Below are 19,113 nucleotides of genomic sequence, written 5' to 3'. Positions count from 1 at the left end.
GGATAGTCATAAGGTTTATTCTAGATGTCTGTGCAACATGCAGGAGAAATACCCATAGTTTCTGGCGTTAAAGATAAAGAGATTGTCCTAGAGTTCTACCCCATTCAGCCCCCCTATGCCTATGCTTTGATTGTTAAGAGCGCAGAGGGCGCAGTCGAGTATAGGCTTGTTGAGCCGCCTCTAACTAGAAACGACCTAGAAACATTGAATGCTCTAAGGACAAGGATGCTTGAGAGGGTTCCTGCAAGGATCGACGAAGCTGTCAGGATGCTGGCTACTTCTCCAGAGGTTTTCCTAGAGAAAGAGGTACAGGACGTCATAAAGAAATACAAGATAAAAGTTCCGCCTGAGAGCCTAGACAAGTATCTCTACTATATTAAACGCGATACGATAGGCTATGGCCGTATAGATGCCCTGCTAAAGGACCCCAACATTGAGGATATTTCCTGTGACGGCCTAAATGTTCCAGTATATGTTTGGCATAGGAGGTACGAGTCGATACCAACAAATATAGTGTTCCGGGATCCCGAAGAACTTTCCAGCTTGATACTCAAGCTGAGTTTTAGGGCTGGTAGGCACATTTCTGTGGCCCAGCCTATTGCTGAAGGCTCATTGCCTATGGGGTTTAGGTTGCATGCAACACTAGAGGAGGTATCGAGGAAAGGCGGGACGTTTACCATTAGGAAGTTTAGAGAGGTACCCTATACCATAATTGATTTGATACAAAATGGCACGCTTAACGAGGAGGTTGCAGCATACCTTTGGTACCTTGTAGAAAACTATCGAAGCATACTGATAATTGGCGCAACCGCTGGCGGAAAGACAACTACCCTCAACGCAGTGACCACATTCATAAGGCCAGAGGCAAAAATTGTGACAATAGAGGATACGCCCGAGCTTAGACTCCCACACGAAAACTGGACCCCTCTGGTTACACGTCCAAGCTACGAGGAATGGGTGAGAAACGTGGACCTATTTGATCTACTCAAGAGCGCTATGAGGATGCGGCCAGACTACCTCATTGTGGGAGAAATTAGGGGCGAAGAGGCTTTCACATTGTTCCAGGCGATAGCTACAGGTCACTCGGGCATGAGTACTCTACATGCTGAGAACATCGATTATGCCGTGAAGAGGCTTATCTCGCCGCCCATGAATATACCGCTATTCCTTGTCCCCCTGATGAACGTCTTCATGTTGATTAAGAGGATAAAGATAGGAGAGCAGATAGTGCGAAGAATCGTAACTGTTGCCGAGGCTGTTGGGATAGACGAGGATAAGAAGCAGGTTAAGCTTAACGTGGTTTTCAGCTATAATCCCGTAACTATGAAGATAGAGAAGGTTGGCGAGAGCGAGCTAATAAAGGCTATTGCCCAGGAGAGATATATTCCACAGAAGAACCTAGAGGAAGAGCTCCAGAGAAGAAAAGCCATCCTAGAGCTACTAGCTAAGAACAATGTTAACAAGTTCGAGGATGTCAGCCACGTTATTAGGGAGTATTATCTGCGTCCAGAGCAGACATACTTCCTGCTCGCAAGCGGCTCTTATCCGTTTCCAAGCCTTACCAGGAGCACTAGCACTACTTAGTGAGCAGCACGTCTACTGCTACCTTGTAGATTCTTGGCGCATATGGGGACACTTTCCTAGCCCCCCTAAGCTCCGCAGTAAAGCCCCTTTTACGAGCAGCTTCACTCACTAGCCTAAATGCTTCTGTGAATAGGTCTTCTTCTCGGGACCAGTGGTAAAAGTGGATCCAGCCGCCAGTCTCCTTTAGGCAGTTTACGGCTTCGTCGAGGAAGAGGTAGGCCCCTTTTGGAAGCGGCATAACGACCCTGTCACACTGGTTGAAGAATCTTGGAGCCTCTATCTTCACGTCCCCAAGTACGGGATACACTAGGTGTTCTACCTTGTTTATCTTTATGTTTTCGACCATGTACCTATATGCGTCCGGGTTTATCTCGATAGCAATGATCCTGCCTACTGCTGGCTGTTTCTTCGCTATGGCGATTGCAAAGGGTCCAACCCCTGCAAACATTACCATCACTGTTTCGCCGGGTTTAACTTGGCTAGCTATTCTCTGTCTTTCTGTGGCTTCTCTAGGAGAAAAATATACCTTTGTCACGTCAAGCTTTATCTTGTATCCATGCTCCATATGAATAACCTCGGTGACGTTTTCACCCTTGATAAGCTCAAGCTCCCTCACTCTGTACTCGCCCTTCCTTTCACTCGCCTTCCTGTAAACTGCCCGCACATTTTTGTGAACCTCGAAAATTGCATCTGCGACAAGCTCCTTGTAAGGCAAGAGCGCGTCATCCAGCTCGACAATCGCAACGGCCTTTTCACGTGAACCAATTATGTCGAAGCTCGAAGGAACTAGACGAAGCAAATCTTCTGGAATCTTGCCTCTTAACACGTCTCGGATATGCATAGGTACTACAAGGACAAACAATAACAGACAAAATATATTCTTTGGTTCTATGCCCGAAAAGTATTTAGGAGCAAACATTACATGTAAAATAGCTGGTCAAGGGGCCGGTCGTCTAGTGGGAGGATACAGACCTAGAAGCCTCAAGCCACCTTCGCAAGGAAAACATAGAGGTACCGAGAACGGTGGTGGTCCCGGGTTCGAATCCCGGCCGGTCCACCATTTTTGTTGTTTTCATACATTATAGACGGGTTCTAGCTAAAGTTTAATTACAGTGTTGTAGAGGTGTGTGTTGGTGGAGAGTCTTGGAGATTGACGTCAGAAAGGTTGCCCTCAAGCATGCACTTGCAAATGCAGTTAAGTTTGGGGGAAAAGCTAGGCTCGACGCTGTCACAAGCAAAATTTTCGCCGAGATCCCCGAGCTCAGGAGAAATGCAAAAGAAGTCTTAGATATTGTTAGACAAGTTGTAGACGAAGTCAATAGTATGGATAAAGACCAACAGGCCAGGCTTCTCGCGGAAATCTGGCCAGAGGCGCTTACAGCCGAGAAACGTGTAGAGGTGAAACGTCTTCCTCCCTTGCCCGGAGCTGATGAACTTGGAGGCAGAGTGGTAACGAGGTTTGCGCCGAACCCAGACTTTGTGCTACACCTTGGCAGTGCCCGTCCAGCAATTCTCAACTATTACTATGCTAAGAAGATGTACAGTGGGAAATTTATCTTGAGATTTGAGGATACAGACCCAAAGACAAAGCGCCCCCTCAAGGAAGCCTACGACCTTATTAGAGAGGATCTAAAGTGGCTTAACGTCCTATGGGACGAGGAATACATTCAGAGCCAGCGCATGGAGATCTACTACGGAGTCGCAGAGGAGCTAATTAGGAGGGGAAAAGCCTACGTGTGTACCCATAGCCAGGAAGAAATAAAGCAATTTAGGGATCAAGGCATCCCAGACCCCTGCTCACAGCTACCCGTCGAGGAGCACGTGGAACGCTGGGAGAAAATGCTCTCAGGAGAATACCCAGAGGGCGCTGCCGTTCTACGTATCAAGACAGACCCCGCGCATCCTAACCCGTCTGTACGGGACTGGATAGCTTTCCGTGTCCTCGACACTGAGAAGTCACCTCATCCACTTGTGGGTAGCAAGTATATCGTGTGGCCTACATACAACTTTGCCTGCGCGGTTGACGACCACATGCTTGGCGTAACACATGTTTTGAGAGGAGAGGAGCACGCCGTCAACACCTTGAAGCAGAACTATATATATGAGCATATGGGGTGGAAGCCACCTATAAGTATACATTTTGGAAGGATGAACCTCGAAGGAATGATACTCAGCAAGTCGGTAATTAAAAGAGGACTCGACAAGAAACTCTACGCATCGTACGACGATATAAGGCTGGGAACTTTGGCCGCTTTAAGGAGGAGAGGCATCCTTCCAGAAGCAATTTGGGACATTGTCTTAGAGGTGGGCATAAAGTCGTCCACAGCCAAGATAAGCATAGAAAAGCTACATGCATTCAACAGGAAATACTTAGAGCCGCGGGCAAACAGGTACATGTTTGTTCCAGAGCCCGTTAGAAAAGTTGAGCTAGTTGGGCTTCAGCCACCAATAACTGCTGAGGTCATCGTTCATCCATCTTTCCCAGAACGTGGAAAGAGAAAAATAACTCTTAGCCAGCCATTCATTTATGTTAGCGAAAAAGACCTAGAAGACAAAGCCCTGAGACTGATGGGTCTTGGGAACTTTGAGGTGGTAGATGGCTCGAGTCTTAGGTTCCTTAACAACGATATTGTATTTGCCAAGGAAAAGAAGCTACAGATCATACAGTGGGCGCCTGTGGAAACCGCCGTTAAAGCTACAATTCTAAAGGCTGAGGGAAACACTATACAAAGGATTGATGGCCTTGCTGAACCTTCTACCAGCGACCTTAAAATAGGAGAACAGATACAGTTTGTAAGGATAGGCTACGTGAAAAAAGACCAAGAGAATACCTATATCTATACGCATGACTAGCTATTTTTCAGAAAGGTTGAAAGGTTTTCCCTGCAACCAGATTTTTTCTGGAATCCTGTCTTTGATCTGCATTAGGAATTTCAAGTCTTCGTCCTTTTTTCGCAGATCGTCAGGTAACAAGACAGGTATCTCGTCTTTTATCGGGTACCATCTCTGACAAGTCGGGCAGTAGAGCACGCCAGTCTTCACCTCGTATTTTATGCATTCGTCACAGCCAGGATCCTTGCCGCCGAATTCCTTGACCTCCTTCCCCCTGAAGGCACAGTAAAGCTCACATGCTGGCTTCGACCTGAAAGACACATTCCTCTCCTCGTACTTGTTGACCTCTACAACGTAAAGCTCTAGGGGGAAGTGTTTATCGTATGGACATGCAAGCAGGTCCATCAACCTATACTTAATAGGAGGTCACCTAGAGTTTTTAGGATTTGAAAAACTTATAAAGATAGTGCAAATTGCTATGAGAGTAATATGCCCAGCATGAGGATCGCAGCCATAGTATTTAGAGACCTCGAAGATGCCTTAAAGGCCGGAGGAGCTGATATTGTTATTGCAGTTGAGAACCCATCCGAGGCAATTACACACATAGAAAACATTATTAGAGAGAAGAAGGCCGACCTTATCCTGGTAGACGACAAAATAGTTGCGAGAATAGGCAAAGGGAAACTAAAGGAAATAAAGTACAAGTACCCTGTCCCAGCTATAGTAGAGCTTGAGACACAAAACAGGAAATAGTTCCTAGACTTAATGTAGAACTATTTTTTCGAGAGTTGTTCCATAATCTTGGGAAGGACTGATTCTCTTACCTCCTTGATCTTTGCTTCAAGAGTTGCATTGTAGATTTCTCTACCATCACTCGAAGTGATAACTGCGCCTTCCCTACACTCTATAGGCGTTGAAACCTCAATCCTCAGGTTTGGCTTCAAAGAAAGTAGCTTCTGTTTGACTTCCTCTAGCACGTCAGGTATAATGTCTTTTGAACCGTAACACGGGTTTATAACTAGGTCGCTGGAAGCCATAGAAGCTACCGCATCGCTTAGTACTTTAACTAAGAAAGCTTTTCTAGTATCGCTTGACCCTGTTATCTCGTTCACCACTTCCATAATCAACTCGTCAACTTGGTTCTCTACTAGTCTATACTTCTCCTGTATGTATTTTCTCTTTAGCTCGAGTCTCATCGGCGCAATCTCGCTGAGTAGCTTCTGCCTATACTCGAAGACTAGTTGGTTAAGTTTTTCCTTTCTCAGCGACTCTGCCTTGGCTCGTGCGTCCTCGAGGATCTTTTGGGCCTCTGCCTCGGCCTCTTTAAGTATTTTTTGTGCCTCTTCCTCGGCGGCAGACCTCATCTCCTTGATAATTACTTCCAAGAGACTCTTGTGTTCTCCCATATTTATCTCCCCAGGAACATTTCGACTATAATTTTTTTGAACTGTTCCCTGTTGCTTGTAAGTTTTTCCTTGATCCTCTTCAAGTCCTCGTCTAGCTGTCTCTCGTATTGGGAAAGAGAGTCCTTTATCTTTCTTTCCTCCTCCTCAAGCATCTTTTTGGCCTCTGGATCCATTTCGACTTGCTGTGCCTTGCCTAGGATTTCTCTTGCAGCCGACCTGGCCTCTTCAAGTATGGCTTCTGCCTTTTTCTTCGCCTCCTGCACTATTTCCTCTGCTTTTTTCTGCTCCTCGAGGATGACGGTAATATCTAGCTCTTCGCTTAGAGCCATAGGGTCTATTCTTCTTTCTTCACCCATTTGAGCCTCACCCCAACTGCCATAGATAATTTACCATACAATTCTTCTAGCCTGTGTGTAGAGGCTTTTTCTGAGGATGGTATGACTACCAGGAGAGGGGGCTCCTTTAAGTAGGACAATGTGCGACCCAGACGTTCCGAGAGGTTTGCATAGATTTCTCCCTCTATTAGGGCCACTTTGCTTTCTAGAATTTTTGACACTATTTCGTCTTCCTCTGTTTTGCCAATTTTCTCGGGTACCTTGAAAATCTCGAACCCCAGTAGACGTAACGCGTCGATGGTTGGCGATGCCCCAATTGCTACCACGCTCAAGCATTTCACCCTGTTACGAAATTGTTATTACATTTTATTGCTATTTATTTCTTAGCCTGGCTACTTCCCAGGCTTTTCATGGCTTGTTCTATGTCTTTCCTAACCATTTTCTCGATTCTGTCAAGCCCCTCGGTATTGTTTGACTCTATTGTTACGCGTATAGCAGGCTCAGTGTTGCTTGCTCTTACAAGGAACCATCCGTCCTCCAGGTCTACACGTACACCATCTATCGTTGACACTTTCTCGTATTTGGATAGATAGGTGTTCTTGAGCCAATCCACAACTCTGAATTTTACTTCGTCGCTAATCTCGATCTTTATTTTTCTCAGCAAGGGCATTGGTACAAGCAGACTTGAGAGAGGAGCGTCTAGTGTTCCCAAGGCTTCAATTAACTGGAGTACAGCGAGAATTCCGTCGTCGAGGTTTACACCGCCGTAGGGAATATAGTGTCCACTACTCTCGACCCCAAGGACGATATTCGACTTCATGGCCTGAAAGATCATGTGAATCCGTCCTACAGGTACTTTGACTACTTTCCCGCCCCTATCTTGGACAAACCTCTCGACCACACTGCTACACTCGACGTTTGCTACCACGTCTCCCGGCGGGGCCGCCTTCAGCATAACTAGTGCCGCTTGCTCTGGGGTCACGGTGTTGCCTTTTTCGTCGAAAAAGAGTGCCCTGTCCCCGTCACCGTCAAAGCTGACCCCCAAGTCTGCGTTAAAGTCTCTTATGAGCTTGCCCATGAAGCTTGTTGTTTCAGGTGTGGGCTCCGAGCCCCTAACCCGGAAAAGCGGATCCACATCACAGTTAATCCCAATGACATCGTGGCCGAGGTCGCGTAGAAGCCTAGGGACAACAAGCGAGGCAGCGCCGTTACCACAGTCAACAACTATTTTGAGCTTGCGGCTAGTTTTCTTGGGAACCTTAAGTAGAAAGTCATAGTATTCGCTTAGAACATCCCTCGAAACATATTTTCCTTCTTCCCCGGCCTTTACCCAAAATTCCTCCCTCTCGACTGTCTCAGCGAGTTTTTCAAGGTCTTCTTCACAGATAGGGAGACCATTAGGCTTGAAGAGTTTTATGCCGTTCCACTCTGGGGGGAGATGGGACGCAGTTACATAGGCAACATGGTATCCAAGGTGTTTCGTTGCATAGATAGCCATTCCTATTGGACCGAAGCCGGCGTCGACTACGTTTTGCCCGCTACCTAGCAGTCCAGAGGATAAAGCCATTTTTAGCGCCTGCGAGCTGGACCTAAGGTCACTACATACACAGTATACGCCTGGAAAATGCTTGGACAGGGCGCCACCAATCTTGACTGCCACTATGGGTGTCAGGTCCTCGCCGAAAATACCCCTGATATCGTAGGCCCTGAATATGTGCCTATATTTATCCATACATTGCTATTGTCAGAGAATCCAAATATATATGTTAGCACGCGCAAGACGAGACATGCTTGTAGAAAACTTAAAAAATAGAGAGGATATTCATATGAAAGGTAGGCCTAAATTCCGCGTGCCAAGAGCGCGCGCGAACTCGGCCCCGGTAGCTCAGCCGGTGGAGCGTCGGCCTCGTAAGAGGCATGGAGAGGTTCGAGATAGCCGAAGGTCCCGGGTTCAAACCCCGGCCGGGGCTCCATTTTTGTGTTGTCCGGGCAGTTTTTTGCATGGATCAAGCATAGAGTTTTTATGGTTTTAAATGTGGGAAATAAGTAGGTGTATACGTTTGCCGTTTATTGAGATGAGTCTTCAGAGAAAAGTTCTCCTTGTCGCCATAGGGGCACTGTTGTCAGCGATTCCATTTGTTTATCTTGTTTTTTTCCTTCGAGGCGAATTACTGGAAAGTATCCGAAACGTTGGGGGCGTCTATGTTGTTACCTCTGTAAAGGTCAACGTTCTCTGGACCATCTCGCTGGTGCTCGCCATGCTACCTTACGCTGTAGTTGACTATTTTATAGATCTTTTTATCGATAGGGTACACAGGGAGCTACCGGAGATATTTAAGGGCCTAGCAGAGGCTTTGAGATCAGGGCTTACAATTGCCGAGAGCCTGCGCCATGTTGCCGAGACCTATGGTGGAGAAATAGGCAAGATTCTTAAGAACGCCGTTGTGCTTATAGAGCTGGGTCTTCCACTCCCGCAGGCCCTTGAGAAAAGTGTTTCTAGGTTCCGGCTACCTGCTCTCGAGAGAGCGGCGTCCATAATCTCTACTGCATATGAGAGCAGTGGTAGGCTCATAGACGTTCTAGAGTCTTCTTCACAGATATTTGGCGCTCTGAGGGCTTATGAGGACGAGAGGCTTACTGCTCTTAGACCACACATGATGACAATATATGTTTCGACAATCCTATACGTGGTGCTGGCGCTAACAATCCTATACGTGTTTGTTATCCCTCTAAGCAAGTTGCAGGGAATACCTGGGGCGATGGGGAAAATAGACCCCGGAGTATATACAGCCATAATGTATTTCGCGGGAATAATCGTTGCCTTCTTCGGGGGGATGCTGGTTGGCAAGATGCGGTATGGAAAAGCCTCTGCGGGCCTAATACACTCGGCCGCCCAAATGTCCATTGTGGCATTTAGCTTTTACATGGCCGAAATGTTCCTCAGATAAAAATAAAATATTTTGACTTTTCAGTTCTCAGTTCTTATACTAGTGGCTCGTATTTTTCTCTTCTGTATTCTAGCTGGCAGTATGGGTCTCCCCTGGCTATGCATTTTGTCTCTTCTGGCCTAATGTGGTATACGTCTGTGTTCCAGTAGCCAGAGAGAAATCCAGCCAATAGACCTCTGAGCATTGCGTTTTCTGCCCCCTCTACTCCCTTGAGGCTCATGCACTCAACATTGTCGTATACCCTGAAAACAGCCCTGTCATCGGTTAACTCGACGACCTCTAACACACCGTAACCCATAAGCCTAGTCATGACTTCGACAAGCTTTACAAGGTCCTCCCTGCCCCTGGCCAGCCTAGAATAAAACCTGTCGTAGGCCTCGCGACCGGCCTCAAAAAAAGCCCTATACAGGATCCCGCCAAACCCCGCACCTATTTTTTCCCATCCCCATCTAAGGAAACGACCCATAATGAAAGCCCTGAATATGATTGCTTGGTCGTTCCAAATCATAATGGGATAGCTCCACTTGTCGACGCCTACCCCTTTAAAGAGCGGTGGCGCAAAATCTACCTTTGTAACGAATTTAGATCGCTTCAGCTTTGAGACTATCTTTTCGGCTTGTTTAGAATCTTTAAGGTCTGCTGAGACAATAATTCTTATTTCGCCACTTGTCTCGGTCGGAGGGACAGATGCCTTGAAGAAAAGTACAGGGACGTTTTCTTCTAGAAAGACCCTTGTTATCTCGTTTATGACTCCGACTGCCTTTATTGCTTCTGGGGTCAAAACTATGTTGAAAAAGTATGGATTTCCATCCTGCTTAACAACGATTGCCCCCAAGAAATATGGCATAAGGTTAAGTTTTTCCATAGTATTTTTTTGCTTGGACTCTTATTTAAAGTTTTTCTTTTTTCCAAAAAAAAGATTAATTTTTAAAAACTTTTTCCAATAGAAAATATGTATTGCAGAGGTATTTTTTGTTTTTGAGAAGACTTGTTCCCTATGGAGAAAGTATAATCCACAAGGCTAAAATTATTAAGGCTAAACCGAGGAGCAGGGAAGTATATTTTCTTAGCTGATTTATTTTGATAGATGCCATGTCCAATGTTGCTAGGAGTTTTCCGCCGAGGATTATTGCGGCCGAGATTAGGATTAGTGGCAATACAAATATCATATTATAGATAAGGAGACATGCAAGCGTAATGTTAAAGGGCAGTTTTGACACCATGAGAGCGGCTACTAGGTAGGGCCCGCTACTGCATGGGAGAAGTGTGAAGCTTACCAGTGTTCCGGCTAGGAAGCTTAATATCATGCTTCCTTTCTGGGCCCGAGCGAGTAAGGTGGCTTGCAGTGTATTGAGCTTTGCTTGTATGTTTGAGAAGGTTTTTGGCAACTTTAGGGTTTGTGCTAGGCCTTTCATCTTGGGGAACTGTGTGGCGTTGGATATTTCGTATATTCCGGCGATGAGTACGAGGAGGGCTAGGACGTATCTGAGCTGGGTAAACATAGCGACAAATCTTATTAGTCCTATTCCTAGGAGGAGGTAAGACAGGTAGACTGCTCCGATAAAGGAGACCGAGGTATAGATGGCTTTTCTTGTGCCAGAGAAAGATGCTACTGCTAAGACTAGTGCAGAGAAGACCATGAAGGTGCATGGGTTGATCGAGTCTGCAAGGGCAAGTGTAGCTATTACTGGTAAGACATGATAAATATCTTGTGGGGTTGGTGTTGGCGTCATTGTGCCTGTATTGTTTTTGGGGGGCTGTGGTAATGCGTTGCCAGTAGTGTTGAGTAGAGAGATCCCTCTAGTTGCCAATGTGTAAAATACAGATGAGTCTAGTGTGACTTCTTGTTTTTGGTCCCCGAGATATAGCCACGTAGAGTTGACGTTCATCTCGTTTAGTATTTCTTTAAGTGATTGGCTGCTTGGCAAGCCGATTATTATGGCCTGGAGGTGTTTTCCCCTGAAAAGTAGTGTGAAGGGTATTTGATAGATTGTTTTTGTTGGTAGCATGTCGTAGAGTGTTTGGTATTCTTGTAGGTATGTCTTGTTTGAGATGTCTTTAAAGGTGAAATTTATTCCAAGGAGTTTCAGCTGGTTTTTTAGTGCTCTGCACTCGGCACAGGTGTCTGAGCCATAGACGATCACTATTGTGTTGTTTTCGTTGATGGCTGTTTGGTTTTGGGTGTTACCGTGGAGGTTTGGTGGGAAAATGGGACGTTCTTCAATGTTTAGGATTATGTATACTTCTGTGTCGTTTCGGACCTTTACTGGGGCTTGGTACGTGTTGTTGAGGAGCATCGCTAGGACAGTATAGTTTCCGGGCAATACTTTGGCCTCGGCGTAGCCTATCCCTCTGCATAGGGCCCTTGTTCCGTCGAGAATGTAGATTTCTGGCTGCCCAGCGTTGGAGGACGCATGTACCCTTAGAGTGTACCTCGTCTTTTGTAGTATGATTCTACGTGTCTCGTTGGACGTGAGCTTTGTGGTGAATATGTATTGCTGGTATCCTGGCTTGGATATGATTATTTTGTATGTGCCTTCTTTTAGGGTTAGTGTGATAGTATTTGTTTTGCTTGTGTATTTTGTCCCATTTATCTCAACAGTGAAGTTTGCTATTGATGCGCCTGTTTCGTCAGCTACTTCGAGTGTCAACTCGTAGTTTTGTACTTCTCGGGCTGTCTTCTTGTAGAGTTCTATAGTCCTGTAGTCGTAAACTACGAGGGTGTCCCGGCCTCTGGAAATACCCACAATCGTAGAGGTAGTTGTGTTCAGCAGGTAGGGTGGATCCCTCGACGTGAAGTTGCCGAGGGCTATTTGGTTTTGGTTCTTGTTTGCTACTAGGTATAAGCCGTCGTCGTAAACATAAGTGGCTAGACTGTCTCCTTTTGTGTTCGTCACGGGAACCATGACTTCATATAGTGTATCGTGGGGGACGTCAAATATTGTAAGCTTAGTGGGGGTTCCTGTGCTTGTGGAATAAAGGAACTTGTAGTCTGGCAGAGATACAGCAGAATAGTTTACTGCTAAGTTGTGTATGGCAGATGTTCTGTTTAGTCCAGTGTTTATCTCGTAGATGCCTATTGTTCCATTATCAAAGAGAACACCTAGGTAGGGATCCAGGTTAACTATTGCAAGCACGTGGTAGTACTCGAAGGATTGATATGTAAATGGGGTCCACTGGTATATGCGTATGACCTTTTCATTAAGGGATAAGCATATGTGGCAAAACGTTTCTATCGTTAGGAACACTATGCCCCTAGACGTCTCCACCATTTGGAGGCCCTGGTTTATAGGTGTGTCTGGAACAGCCGTGTAGGTTGCTGCCTTTATGTCGATCCAGAAGATGTATTTTTGTGTTAGTAACAAAAGATAGTTGCCTGTGACGAGGGCTTTCCTTATTTCATTTATTGTGGTGCCTGGCAAGTCTACTTTGAGTATTGTCTTGTCTATCTGGGGATTGTAGATGGCTATCTCTGTGTGAGGAATAGTACCGTAGAGATTTTTAGCTAGTATAAGAAGGCCGTCGCTTAGGAAATAGGCATCGCCTGAAAAGGTGTTTTCGAGCGTTACTTGTTTTACAGGTTTGAGGCTTGAATTGTAGATAGCAAGTTTGTTAATGCCGTTTTCCTGGTAGATAGCGGCTATAAAATTGCCGCTTGGAGAAGAGACCACCTTTGTAATTGACCACGTGTTAGAAGTTATTCTGTTTACTAGTCTCCATTCTTCGTTCGGACTAGCTTCCACCAAGATAGTCAGTATAGTTGCAAATATGAGGACAGAGAGCAAGAGGATTCTCTTCTTCAACTAGACCACTTTTTTAGATATCAAGACTTAGACTTATTATGCTTATTGTTGCCCCGTAACGAAAAGCTTTTCACAATGGTTGGATAAGAATAGCTAGACACATGTATCTCGATAAAATCGAAGAGAAAATGCTTGACGGTGAGTTTGGAGAGGCAGTTTCCCTAGCCATGAGAACAGTTGTGAAGATGGGCGAAGTGTTTTCGGCAGAGAGACTTGTAAAGATAAAGCATGCACATGTCTCCGGCATCTCCTATGAAAACATAGGGGACGAGGGGCTTAGCTTTCTAGAAGAGATAGCTTCTCTAGGGGGAAGGTTCTCAGTCCCCACAACTGTTAACCCGGGCGCTATGGACACTGAAAAATGGCGAGAGATGGGGATAACTCCTGAGGTTTTCGAGAAACAGGGCAGGATTTTGAGGGCGTTTATGAGGATGGGTGCAAAAATAACCCTTACGTGTACACCCCACCTCTATGAACAAATCGGTTTCGGGGACCACTTAGCCTGGTCTGAGAGCAACGCCGTGCTCTACGCGAACAGCATTATTGGGGCTAGGACCAACCGTGATGGTGGTCCCCTAGCCCTTATGGAGGCCATTGTTGGCCGCGCACCTCTTTCTGGGCTACACCTGGACGAAAATAGGAGACCCACGTTGACTATCGACTTCAGTATAAGTGAGCAGTTTATCTTTGACAACTACCTTTTCTCGGTTGCTGGGCTTATCGCTGGAAGGATTGCAGGTAACAGAGTCCCGTATGTGATAGGCTTGAGCAGGCTCAACGGAGACGTTGAGAACCTGAAGCTTTTCCTCGCTGCCGTCGGTGCCTCTGGTGGAACAGGTCTAGTGTTGATTGAAGGCGTTTCGCCAGAGAAAGTAGATGATATCCCAAGTGAACGTGTAGAGGTAGATGCTGGAATGTTAAAAGAAGAGATGGAAAAATTCAATGAAGATGGGGAGGGCATCATAGTTCTGGGCTGTCCCCACCTAGGCCTGGATGAGGTTCAAGAAATTGTCGAGTGGATTGGCAAGAGGGGTCGGGCTAAAAGGAAAATATATCTCTATACAAGCAGAGATGTTGCCCGCATGTACGAGGACAAGAGGAAAAAGCTTGAGGAGCTAAATATATACATGTTTGCAGATACATGTATGGTTGTCTCAAACTTGTTTGCGTATGGTTCAAGAAGCGTTATCACGGATTCGGGTAAGGCGGCCTTCTACCTTTCCTCTAAGGGGTATAATGTTTCCCTTGTTCCCAGAAAAATCATATTGGAAAGAATCGCTGTTAGTGATTGAAAATGAGGATAAATGGTAAGCCGGTAGTTGAGGGTAAAGCTTCCGGAGAGATCTTGTTCTCACCTGAGCCGATAACCTTTTTTGGCGGCGTGGATCCCTCTTCCGGGAAAATTGTGGAGAGAGGTCATCCTCTATATTCTCAAATAATTGCCGGGAAGATTCTAGTCTTTCCTCATAGCAAGGGTAGCACAGTTGGATCCTATATACTTTTGAGGCTGGCTAGGAAAGGTCTAGCCCCTGCAGGAATCGTGAGTTTGCGCCCAGACGAAGTGACTATCGTGGGGGCAATAATTGGAAAAATACCCATGATGACTTATGTCGACATAAATAGGGATTCTCTCCCGTTGAATGGTAAGAGAGGATTTCTCGAGGTCTCGTCTTCAGGAGCGTATCTAGATGTCTTTTGAGGGTGGTTAAACGGTGTTCTTGAAGAGACGGGCTGACTGTGAGAAGGTGATAGAGGAGCTTTCTAGGATAAGTGAAGAAATAAAGACATGTAAGAAGTGTCCTTTGGCCTCATCTCGGACTAACACTGTTCCGGGGGACGGGGATCCATGTAACGGTATAGTGTTTATTGGAGAGGCTCCTGGACGCAACGAAGACATTCAGGGTAAACCATTCGTTGGCGCGGCTGGAGCTTTTCTCACGGAGCTTATTTCTATGGCTGGGCTTAGAAGAGAAGAAGTGTATATAACGAATGTTGTTAAGTGTAGACCCCCAAACAATAGGGATCCACGTGAAGAAGAAATTTCTGCATGTTTACCTTTCCTCATAAGACAGCTCTCCGTGATTCAGCCGGTGTTAATAGTAACTCTTGGAAGGCATAGCACAAGGACAATTTTCAGGCTTCAAGGTGTAAACGTGGAGTCAATTACAAGTGTTAGAGGAAAAATTTACAACTTTAGGTTTTCTTGGGGTGAATGCAAGGTATTCCCAACTCTTCACCCCGCAGCCGCACTATATAATCCTCAGATGAGGAAAGTGCTTGAAGAAGACTTCACAAATCTTGGGAAAATTCTTTCAGGAAAGAGTACACAGAGCACACTCGACAGCTTCTTTTAATAGAATTTGTACTTGGACAGCAAGATTTTCATACATGAATGTATCCTTACCATGGAGATTTATGTCCGAGTCTCCACGTGAAAAGGCACGTAGAAGAGCAAAACAGCTAAAGAGGCTCGTTGAAGACCTGGACGCCGTTAGGGCTATGAGACTCTTCAATGTTACCGATACTCTGAGACTTATTAGAGTCCTTGGCTTAGAGGACGAGGTGTGGCAAAAAGTTTCTGAAGCATTGACAAACATCTCGACAATATTGATTAAGCATCCGAGGTTTCCCAGGATCAAAAAGGTCGACAGCTTCTCTACTTATCTTTTCGTATTCTCATTTATTGCGTCACTTGTCTCGCTTGTCTTGCTCCTCTTAAATATTGAACTTTTCCTTGCATACATCGTTCTCCTCATATCTCTAGTCATATTGAATATCTCTTATCTAACTAAGCTATATGTGAGTGTCTCCGTCCATAGAGTATACCTTGAGAACAGCAAAGAAATTGAAAAATACAGTGAACTATTCAAGAAGGCTGTTGAAAACGGCCTGGCGAAGCTGAGAGGCGAGCTAAGAAAGGCAGGCATAGATCCTACAGGTATAGAGTTTAAGCTTTATTACAATGACTATTCGCCGCTTGTAGAAGTAAAATCGAGGGGCCGGATCCACGTGTTAAAGTTTAGGTAGTCGTGTTCCAGTAGGAAGTTTTTGCAGGCATTCTCTGCATACCAGAGCCGCGCCTTCCTCTACTGAGCACTTGTAGCATACGAGTCTCCCACAGTACTTACAGTTACCAATCGCCAAGTTTTCACCGCATAGCTGGCAGAGCGTCTCTTCGCATGCCGTGCATATCCCTTTGGAGGCAATATAGTGTTCTTCGCATACTTCTCTACCGCATTTGGAACATTTGTAGCGGGCAGGACGGGAAAGACATATTTCACACTTTGTTTTCTCCATCTCTCCAATTTGCTTCTTCCCAAGTATATTAGCTTTAGCATTGGAACTTCGAGATAGAAAAATTTTAAATTAAGTAAAACTAGGGTCTCTAGGTGATATTTTGTCTAGCAGATCCTTAGAGGCACGTCAAAAAAAGTTGCTATACCTAGTCCAGGTCTATGGAAAGCCTATTTCTAGAAAAGGCATACATAGGCTCGTAAAGCTACTCCAGGAGGAGCACGGTGTCGATTTTGGTTTTAGTTTTCCTGAAGGTGTCCAGTTCAGCCGCGAGCTAGACGACGAGATAAATGCTTTAACAGAAAAGGGCTACCTAAAGGTTCTCTATGCTGCAGGGGGCAGATTCCTCCACCTGTATCGTCCCTTCTATGTTTTGACTGACAAGGGTAAGAGCGCGATTTCAAAGAAAGATTTTTCGAAGACAGATGCCGAGAAGATAGAAGAGGTTGTTTCAAAACTTGTTAAGACAAAGGAAAAGAGAGAAGAAAGTGCTGTTTAGGAGCCTTGGGGAGCTTGTTCACTGGCTTCTTTTGTACGTCCTTCTTTAAGCATCTTCTCTATGCTTCCCAATCTTAGTGATAATTCTTGTAATTGGATCGAGAAATCGTGAAGCGTTGTTAGCTGTGTTTCCTCAAGCCTAGAAACTTTTTGGGATAATTCATTGAGGGCAAGCTCTATGTTCGTGATTCGTGCACCAAGACTTTTTACTTCTCCTTTAACGGTCATAGATGTGTCTGTAGAGATTACCTCAACCTCGTTAAGTTTTGACACGATCATATTGACGTCTTGGTTTACTGTCGTGATGAGATCTTGCATTGCCTGAAGCTGGTTAGAGAGCTTCTCTACAAATAAGTCTAGTTGCAGACGCAGGTTGCTGAGAAGCTCTTGATTTTCCTTTTTAATGTTTTCTTCGTGTTTCTGTAGGCTTTCCGTAAACTTCTTGCTCTCTTGGTTGAAAAACTCTTCATGTGTCTTTAAAGCTTCCTCCATTTCTTTGACCCTGTCGGGCAGTGTGGATATTCTGCTCGTCAAAAAGTCTAGTGTGACTTTTAAAGCGTAGACGCCGTTGTTGAGTCTTTTGAGGGCGGCAAGGAGGACGGCTATGTCTCCTTCTCCAATTTCAACAACTTCTATGTCGTCGCTTATGGATTTATCACTTTCACCCATAAGTCATCTTAGTTTTTTGTGTGATATATTGTTAATGCTTGCATTTTTCCACGTATGGTGAAAAATCAAAAATCTTGTGACCTTTTTCCCAACTATTTAAGCGTTTAAAATTAATACCCGTAAACTACACTATTTATTTCGGGTGGAATAGTTGTCGTTTTTCAGGGGCAAGAAGGAGGAAAAAGGAACAACAATCGATGAACTCACAGAAGAAATCAGAACGTCTCTTTCAACTCTTGACCGAAAGATTTCGACACTTCCAGAAGTCTTACAGGAACCAATAAGGACAAACATAAGAAGCTCCCTTACCCAGCTGATAGCTTCAATCGACGAACTTCGTGCAACACTTGCAGATGTGCTCGAGTTGGCACAGCGCGCCGCTACACAGAGCCAAGTCGAAGAGCTTGGAAAAACTCTAAACGCGACCCAGAGCCAAGTCGAGGAACTTGGGAAAAATCTAAGCAGCTCAATAGAGCAACTAAAGAAGTGGCTTAGCAGTCTCGAAGAGGCAAAGACAACACTAAGCAAGATTCTTGAACTTGTACAGCAGACCGCTACACAGAGCCAAGTCGAAGAGCTTGGAAAAACTCTAAACGCGACCCAGAGCCAAGTCGAGGAACTTGGGAAATCGATAATCGAGCAATTAGATGAGACAAGAAAATTGATAACTAGCATCGATATAGAAAGGCTAAAGGGTATATTTGATAACCTGGGAGAAGTTGCCGAGACTCACAACCTTCTGCGTGAATCACTAGACAATATTGCAAAGCTTATTGAGGGTCTTAGCACTAACATTTCAAATGTAGAAAACATTACTAAAACTTTGCAGGAACAAGCCGAGAAATATGCCAAGATGGTTGAAGAGTATTCACAGTTGTCAGCCAAGGCAGAAACCCTGACTCGCCAGATAAAGGAATTAGAAGAAAGAAAAATAATGCTGGAAGAACAAGCCAAAAAGCTACAGGAACAAGAGAGAACCTTGCTAGAAAGAGAGAAAACGATTACTGGTCTCTTGGAGAATATTAACAAGGCTGTTTCAAGGATACCTGAGGTGGGCGACTTAGTAAAGTATATTGAGTATTTAAAGCAACGAGAACAAGAACTAAGTACCAAGTTTATAGAGCTTGAGCGAAGAGAGGCAGAACTTAAAACATTCGCCAGCAGGGTTGCCACAGAATCTGAAGAGCTCAGAAAGTTAAAGCTTTCCTTGCAGGAAATGGAGCAAAAGTTGAAGGCTTGGGAAAGCGAGCTTTCAACAAAAGAAAAAGAGCTTTTGAAGAAGTTGCAGGCATTGACTGAGAGAGAGAAAGAAGTTGCACAAAGAGAGGCTAAAACTGAGAAACTCGAGCTCTTGATTAAAGAAATAAATGAGAAAGAAGCATATCTACAGAAGCTAAAAGCCGAAATTGATGAAAAAGAAAGAATGTTGAAAGAAGAGCTGGAGCCTGTACGAGAAAGACTATTGAAGGAGAGAGAAGAACTAGCAAGCTGGGAAAAGAGGCTACTAGAGAAAGAAAGGGAACTCGTGGGCTATCAGAGAATGCTGGCCACTAAGGAAAGCGCGCTTGTCGAGCTTAGGGAAAGGTTGGAGGCTCGAGAAGCCCAGCTAAACGAGCGTGAAAAACAGCTTGAAGAGAAGCTGAAGAGGCTAGAAGAGCTCCAGAACAGGGTTGCAGCACTGGAGAGGGAGAATGTGAGCCTCAAGGAACAACTCAAGAGATGTGAAGATAGATTAAAGATTTAA

The 19,113-nt window shown here is 45.1% G+C and carries 20 protein-coding genes and 2 tRNA genes; 12 read left to right on the top strand and 10 right to left on the bottom strand.

Going from position 1 to position 19,113, the window contains the following annotated elements:
* The first annotated feature begins 24 nt into the window (after window positions 1-24).
* On the top strand, window positions 25-1,584 hold the full coding sequence (locus N186_RS05400) for a type II/IV secretion system ATPase subunit (protein ID WP_020962763.1): 1,560 nt from the start codon (window positions 25-27) through the stop codon (window positions 1,582-1,584).
* Here the strand turns inward: N186_RS05400 and N186_RS05395 are convergent.
* Window positions 1,577-2,425, bottom strand: coding sequence for a class I SAM-dependent methyltransferase (locus N186_RS05395; RefSeq protein ID WP_148682089.1), 849 nt, complete (start codon window positions 2,423-2,425; stop codon window positions 1,577-1,579). The genes N186_RS05400 and N186_RS05395 overlap by 8 nt on opposite strands.
* Window positions 2,426-2,526: 101 nt before the next feature.
* Between N186_RS05395 and N186_RS09525 the strand changes: the two genes are divergently transcribed.
* Both N186_RS09525 and N186_RS05385 read left to right on the top strand, forming a co-directional pair.
* Window positions 2,527-2,644 (top strand) — tRNA-Ala (locus N186_RS09525).
* A gap of 89 nt (window positions 2,645-2,733) precedes the next feature.
* Complete coding sequence (locus N186_RS05385) at window positions 2,734-4,437, top strand: glutamate--tRNA ligase (RefSeq protein ID WP_052885664.1); 1,704 nt, start codon at window positions 2,734-2,736, stop codon at window positions 4,435-4,437.
* Here the strand turns inward: N186_RS05385 and N186_RS05380 are convergent, their stop codons facing one another.
* Window positions 4,438-4,821, bottom strand: a complete 384-nt coding sequence (locus tag N186_RS05380) for a Trm112 family protein (protein WP_020962760.1) — start codon at window positions 4,819-4,821, stop codon at window positions 4,438-4,440.
* 84 nt (window positions 4,822-4,905) lie between these two features.
* Between N186_RS05380 and N186_RS05375 the strand changes: the two genes are divergently transcribed.
* Entirely contained in the window at window positions 4,906-5,169 is a 264-nt protein-coding gene (locus N186_RS05375) for a hypothetical protein (protein ID WP_020962759.1), read from the top strand.
* Window positions 5,170-5,189: 20 nt separating this feature from the next.
* On the opposite strand, the gene N186_RS05370 is transcribed toward N186_RS05375, so the two are convergent.
* Genes N186_RS05370 through N186_RS05355 form a run of 4 tightly spaced genes read right to left on the bottom strand, consistent with a single transcriptional unit; the run spans window position 5,190 to window position 7,889 of the window.
* A complete protein-coding gene (locus tag N186_RS05370; protein WP_020962758.1) occupies window positions 5,190-5,822 on the bottom strand; it encodes a V-type ATP synthase subunit E in 633 nt (210 codons plus the stop codon).
* Between the two features lie 2 nt (window positions 5,823-5,824).
* Window positions 5,825-6,178, bottom strand: a complete 354-nt coding sequence (locus N186_RS05365; protein WP_020962757.1) for a hypothetical protein — start codon at window positions 6,176-6,178, stop codon at window positions 5,825-5,827.
* The gene (locus N186_RS05360; RefSeq protein WP_148682088.1) at window positions 6,157-6,489 is read right to left on the bottom strand and encodes a hypothetical protein; all 333 of its coding nucleotides are present in this window, start codon (window positions 6,487-6,489) and stop codon (window positions 6,157-6,159) included. The genes N186_RS05365 and N186_RS05360 overlap by 22 nt, the downstream gene beginning before the upstream one ends.
* 44 nt (window positions 6,490-6,533) lie before the next feature.
* A complete protein-coding gene (locus N186_RS05355) occupies window positions 6,534-7,889 on the bottom strand; it encodes a phosphomannomutase/phosphoglucomutase (protein ID WP_020962755.1) in 1,356 nt (451 codons plus the stop codon).
* A gap of 142 nt (window positions 7,890-8,031) precedes the next feature.
* On the opposite strand from N186_RS05355, the gene N186_RS05350 reads away from it, so the two are divergent.
* Both N186_RS05350 and N186_RS05345 read left to right on the top strand, forming a co-directional pair.
* Window positions 8,032-8,130 (top strand) — tRNA-Thr (locus N186_RS05350).
* An 87-nt stretch (window positions 8,131-8,217) separates the two neighbouring features.
* Complete coding sequence (locus N186_RS05345; RefSeq protein WP_187147000.1) at window positions 8,218-9,105, top strand: type II secretion system F family protein; 888 nt, start codon at window positions 8,218-8,220, stop codon at window positions 9,103-9,105.
* A gap of 34 nt (window positions 9,106-9,139) precedes the next feature.
* On the opposite strand, the gene N186_RS05340 is transcribed toward N186_RS05345, so the two are convergent.
* On the bottom strand, window positions 9,140-9,970 hold the full coding sequence (locus N186_RS05340; RefSeq protein WP_020962753.1) for a V4R domain-containing protein: 831 nt from the start codon (window positions 9,968-9,970) through the stop codon (window positions 9,140-9,142).
* A gap of 130 nt (window positions 9,971-10,100) precedes the next feature.
* Window positions 10,101-12,908, bottom strand: a complete 2,808-nt coding sequence (locus N186_RS05335) for a PEGA domain-containing protein (protein ID WP_020962752.1) — start codon at window positions 12,906-12,908, stop codon at window positions 10,101-10,103.
* A gap of 101 nt (window positions 12,909-13,009) precedes the next feature.
* Here N186_RS05335 and N186_RS05330 point away from each other — a divergent pair, with 101 nt between their 5' ends.
* The 4 genes from N186_RS05330 (at window position 13,010) to N186_RS05315 (ending at window position 15,935) form a co-directional block, all read left to right on the top strand.
* Complete coding sequence (locus N186_RS05330) at window positions 13,010-14,200, top strand: aconitase X (RefSeq protein WP_020962751.1); 1,191 nt, start codon at window positions 13,010-13,012, stop codon at window positions 14,198-14,200.
* Between the two features lie 2 nt (window positions 14,201-14,202).
* The gene (locus N186_RS05325) at window positions 14,203-14,607 is read left to right on the top strand and encodes an aconitase X swivel domain-containing protein (RefSeq protein ID WP_052885528.1); all 405 of its coding nucleotides are present in this window, start codon (window positions 14,203-14,205) and stop codon (window positions 14,605-14,607) included.
* 49 nt (window positions 14,608-14,656) lie between these two features.
* Window positions 14,657-15,262, top strand: coding sequence for a type-4 uracil-DNA glycosylase (gene udg / locus N186_RS05320; protein ID WP_052885663.1), 606 nt, complete (start codon window positions 14,657-14,659; stop codon window positions 15,260-15,262).
* A gap of 61 nt (window positions 15,263-15,323) precedes the next feature.
* On the top strand, window positions 15,324-15,935 hold the full coding sequence (locus tag N186_RS05315) for a hypothetical protein (RefSeq protein WP_020962748.1): 612 nt from the start codon (window positions 15,324-15,326) through the stop codon (window positions 15,933-15,935).
* Between the two features lie 59 nt (window positions 15,936-15,994).
* Here the strand turns inward: N186_RS05315 and N186_RS05310 are convergent, their stop codons facing one another.
* Window positions 15,995-16,246: a hypothetical protein gene (locus N186_RS05310; RefSeq protein WP_020962747.1), complete on the bottom strand. Its 252-nt coding sequence runs from the start codon at window positions 16,244-16,246 to the stop codon at window positions 15,995-15,997.
* Between the two features lie 59 nt (window positions 16,247-16,305).
* Between N186_RS05310 and N186_RS05305 the strand changes: the two genes are divergently transcribed.
* Window positions 16,306-16,701, top strand: coding sequence for a hypothetical protein (locus N186_RS05305; protein WP_052885527.1), 396 nt, complete (start codon window positions 16,306-16,308; stop codon window positions 16,699-16,701).
* On the opposite strand, the gene N186_RS05300 is transcribed toward N186_RS05305, so the two are convergent.
* The gene (locus tag N186_RS05300; RefSeq protein ID WP_020962745.1) at window positions 16,698-17,369 is read right to left on the bottom strand and encodes a hypothetical protein; all 672 of its coding nucleotides are present in this window, start codon (window positions 17,367-17,369) and stop codon (window positions 16,698-16,700) included. The genes N186_RS05305 and N186_RS05300 overlap by 4 nt on opposite strands.
* A 151-nt stretch (window positions 17,370-17,520) precedes the next feature.
* Between N186_RS05300 and N186_RS05295 the strand changes: the two genes are divergently transcribed.
* The gene (locus N186_RS05295; protein ID WP_020962744.1) at window positions 17,521-19,113 is read left to right on the top strand and encodes a hypothetical protein; all 1,593 of its coding nucleotides are present in this window, start codon (window positions 17,521-17,523) and stop codon (window positions 19,111-19,113) included.

Origin of the sequence: Thermofilum adornatum (genome assembly GCF_000446015.1) — an archaeon.
In the GTDB taxonomy this organism is placed as follows: domain Archaea; phylum Thermoproteota; class Thermoprotei; order Thermofilales; family Thermofilaceae; genus Thermofilum; species Thermofilum adornatum.
Note: the sequence above shows the minus strand (reverse complement) of the source record. Positions and strands in the feature narration are given on the sequence as shown.

What these genes read in the sequence shown, in the direction of transcription:
- N186_RS05400 (WP_020962763.1), top strand. Translation starts at nt 25, where the DNA reads ATGTCTGTGCAACATGCAGGAGAAATACCCATAGTTTCTGGCGTTAAA.
- N186_RS05395 (WP_148682089.1), bottom strand. Translation starts at nt 2,425, where the DNA reads ATGCATATCCGAGACGTGTTAAGAGGCAAGATTCCAGAAGATTTGCTT.
- N186_RS05380 (WP_020962760.1), bottom strand. Translation starts at nt 4,821, where the DNA reads ATGGACCTGCTTGCATGTCCATACGATAAACACTTCCCCCTAGAGCTT.
- N186_RS05375 (WP_020962759.1), top strand. Translation starts at nt 4,906, where the DNA reads ATGCCCAGCATGAGGATCGCAGCCATAGTATTTAGAGACCTCGAAGAT.
- N186_RS05370 (WP_020962758.1), bottom strand. Translation starts at nt 5,822, where the DNA reads ATGGGAGAACACAAGAGTCTCTTGGAAGTAATTATCAAGGAGATGAGG.
- N186_RS05365 (WP_020962757.1), bottom strand. Translation starts at nt 6,178, where the DNA reads ATGGGTGAAGAAAGAAGAATAGACCCTATGGCTCTAAGCGAAGAGCTA.
- N186_RS05355 (WP_020962755.1), bottom strand. Translation starts at nt 7,889, where the DNA reads ATGGATAAATATAGGCACATATTCAGGGCCTACGATATCAGGGGTATT.
- N186_RS05340 (WP_020962753.1), bottom strand. Translation starts at nt 9,970, where the DNA reads ATGGAAAAACTTAACCTTATGCCATATTTCTTGGGGGCAATCGTTGTT.
- N186_RS05330 (WP_020962751.1), top strand. Translation starts at nt 13,010, where the DNA reads ATGTATCTCGATAAAATCGAAGAGAAAATGCTTGACGGTGAGTTTGGA.
- N186_RS05325 (WP_052885528.1), top strand. Translation starts at nt 14,203, where the DNA reads ATGAGGATAAATGGTAAGCCGGTAGTTGAGGGTAAAGCTTCCGGAGAG.
- N186_RS05315 (WP_020962748.1), top strand. Translation starts at nt 15,324, where the DNA reads ATGTCCGAGTCTCCACGTGAAAAGGCACGTAGAAGAGCAAAACAGCTA.
- N186_RS05310 (WP_020962747.1), bottom strand. Translation starts at nt 16,246, where the DNA reads ATGCTAAAGCTAATATACTTGGGAAGAAGCAAATTGGAGAGATGGAGA.
- N186_RS05300 (WP_020962745.1), bottom strand. Translation starts at nt 17,369, where the DNA reads ATGGGTGAAAGTGATAAATCCATAAGCGACGACATAGAAGTTGTTGAA.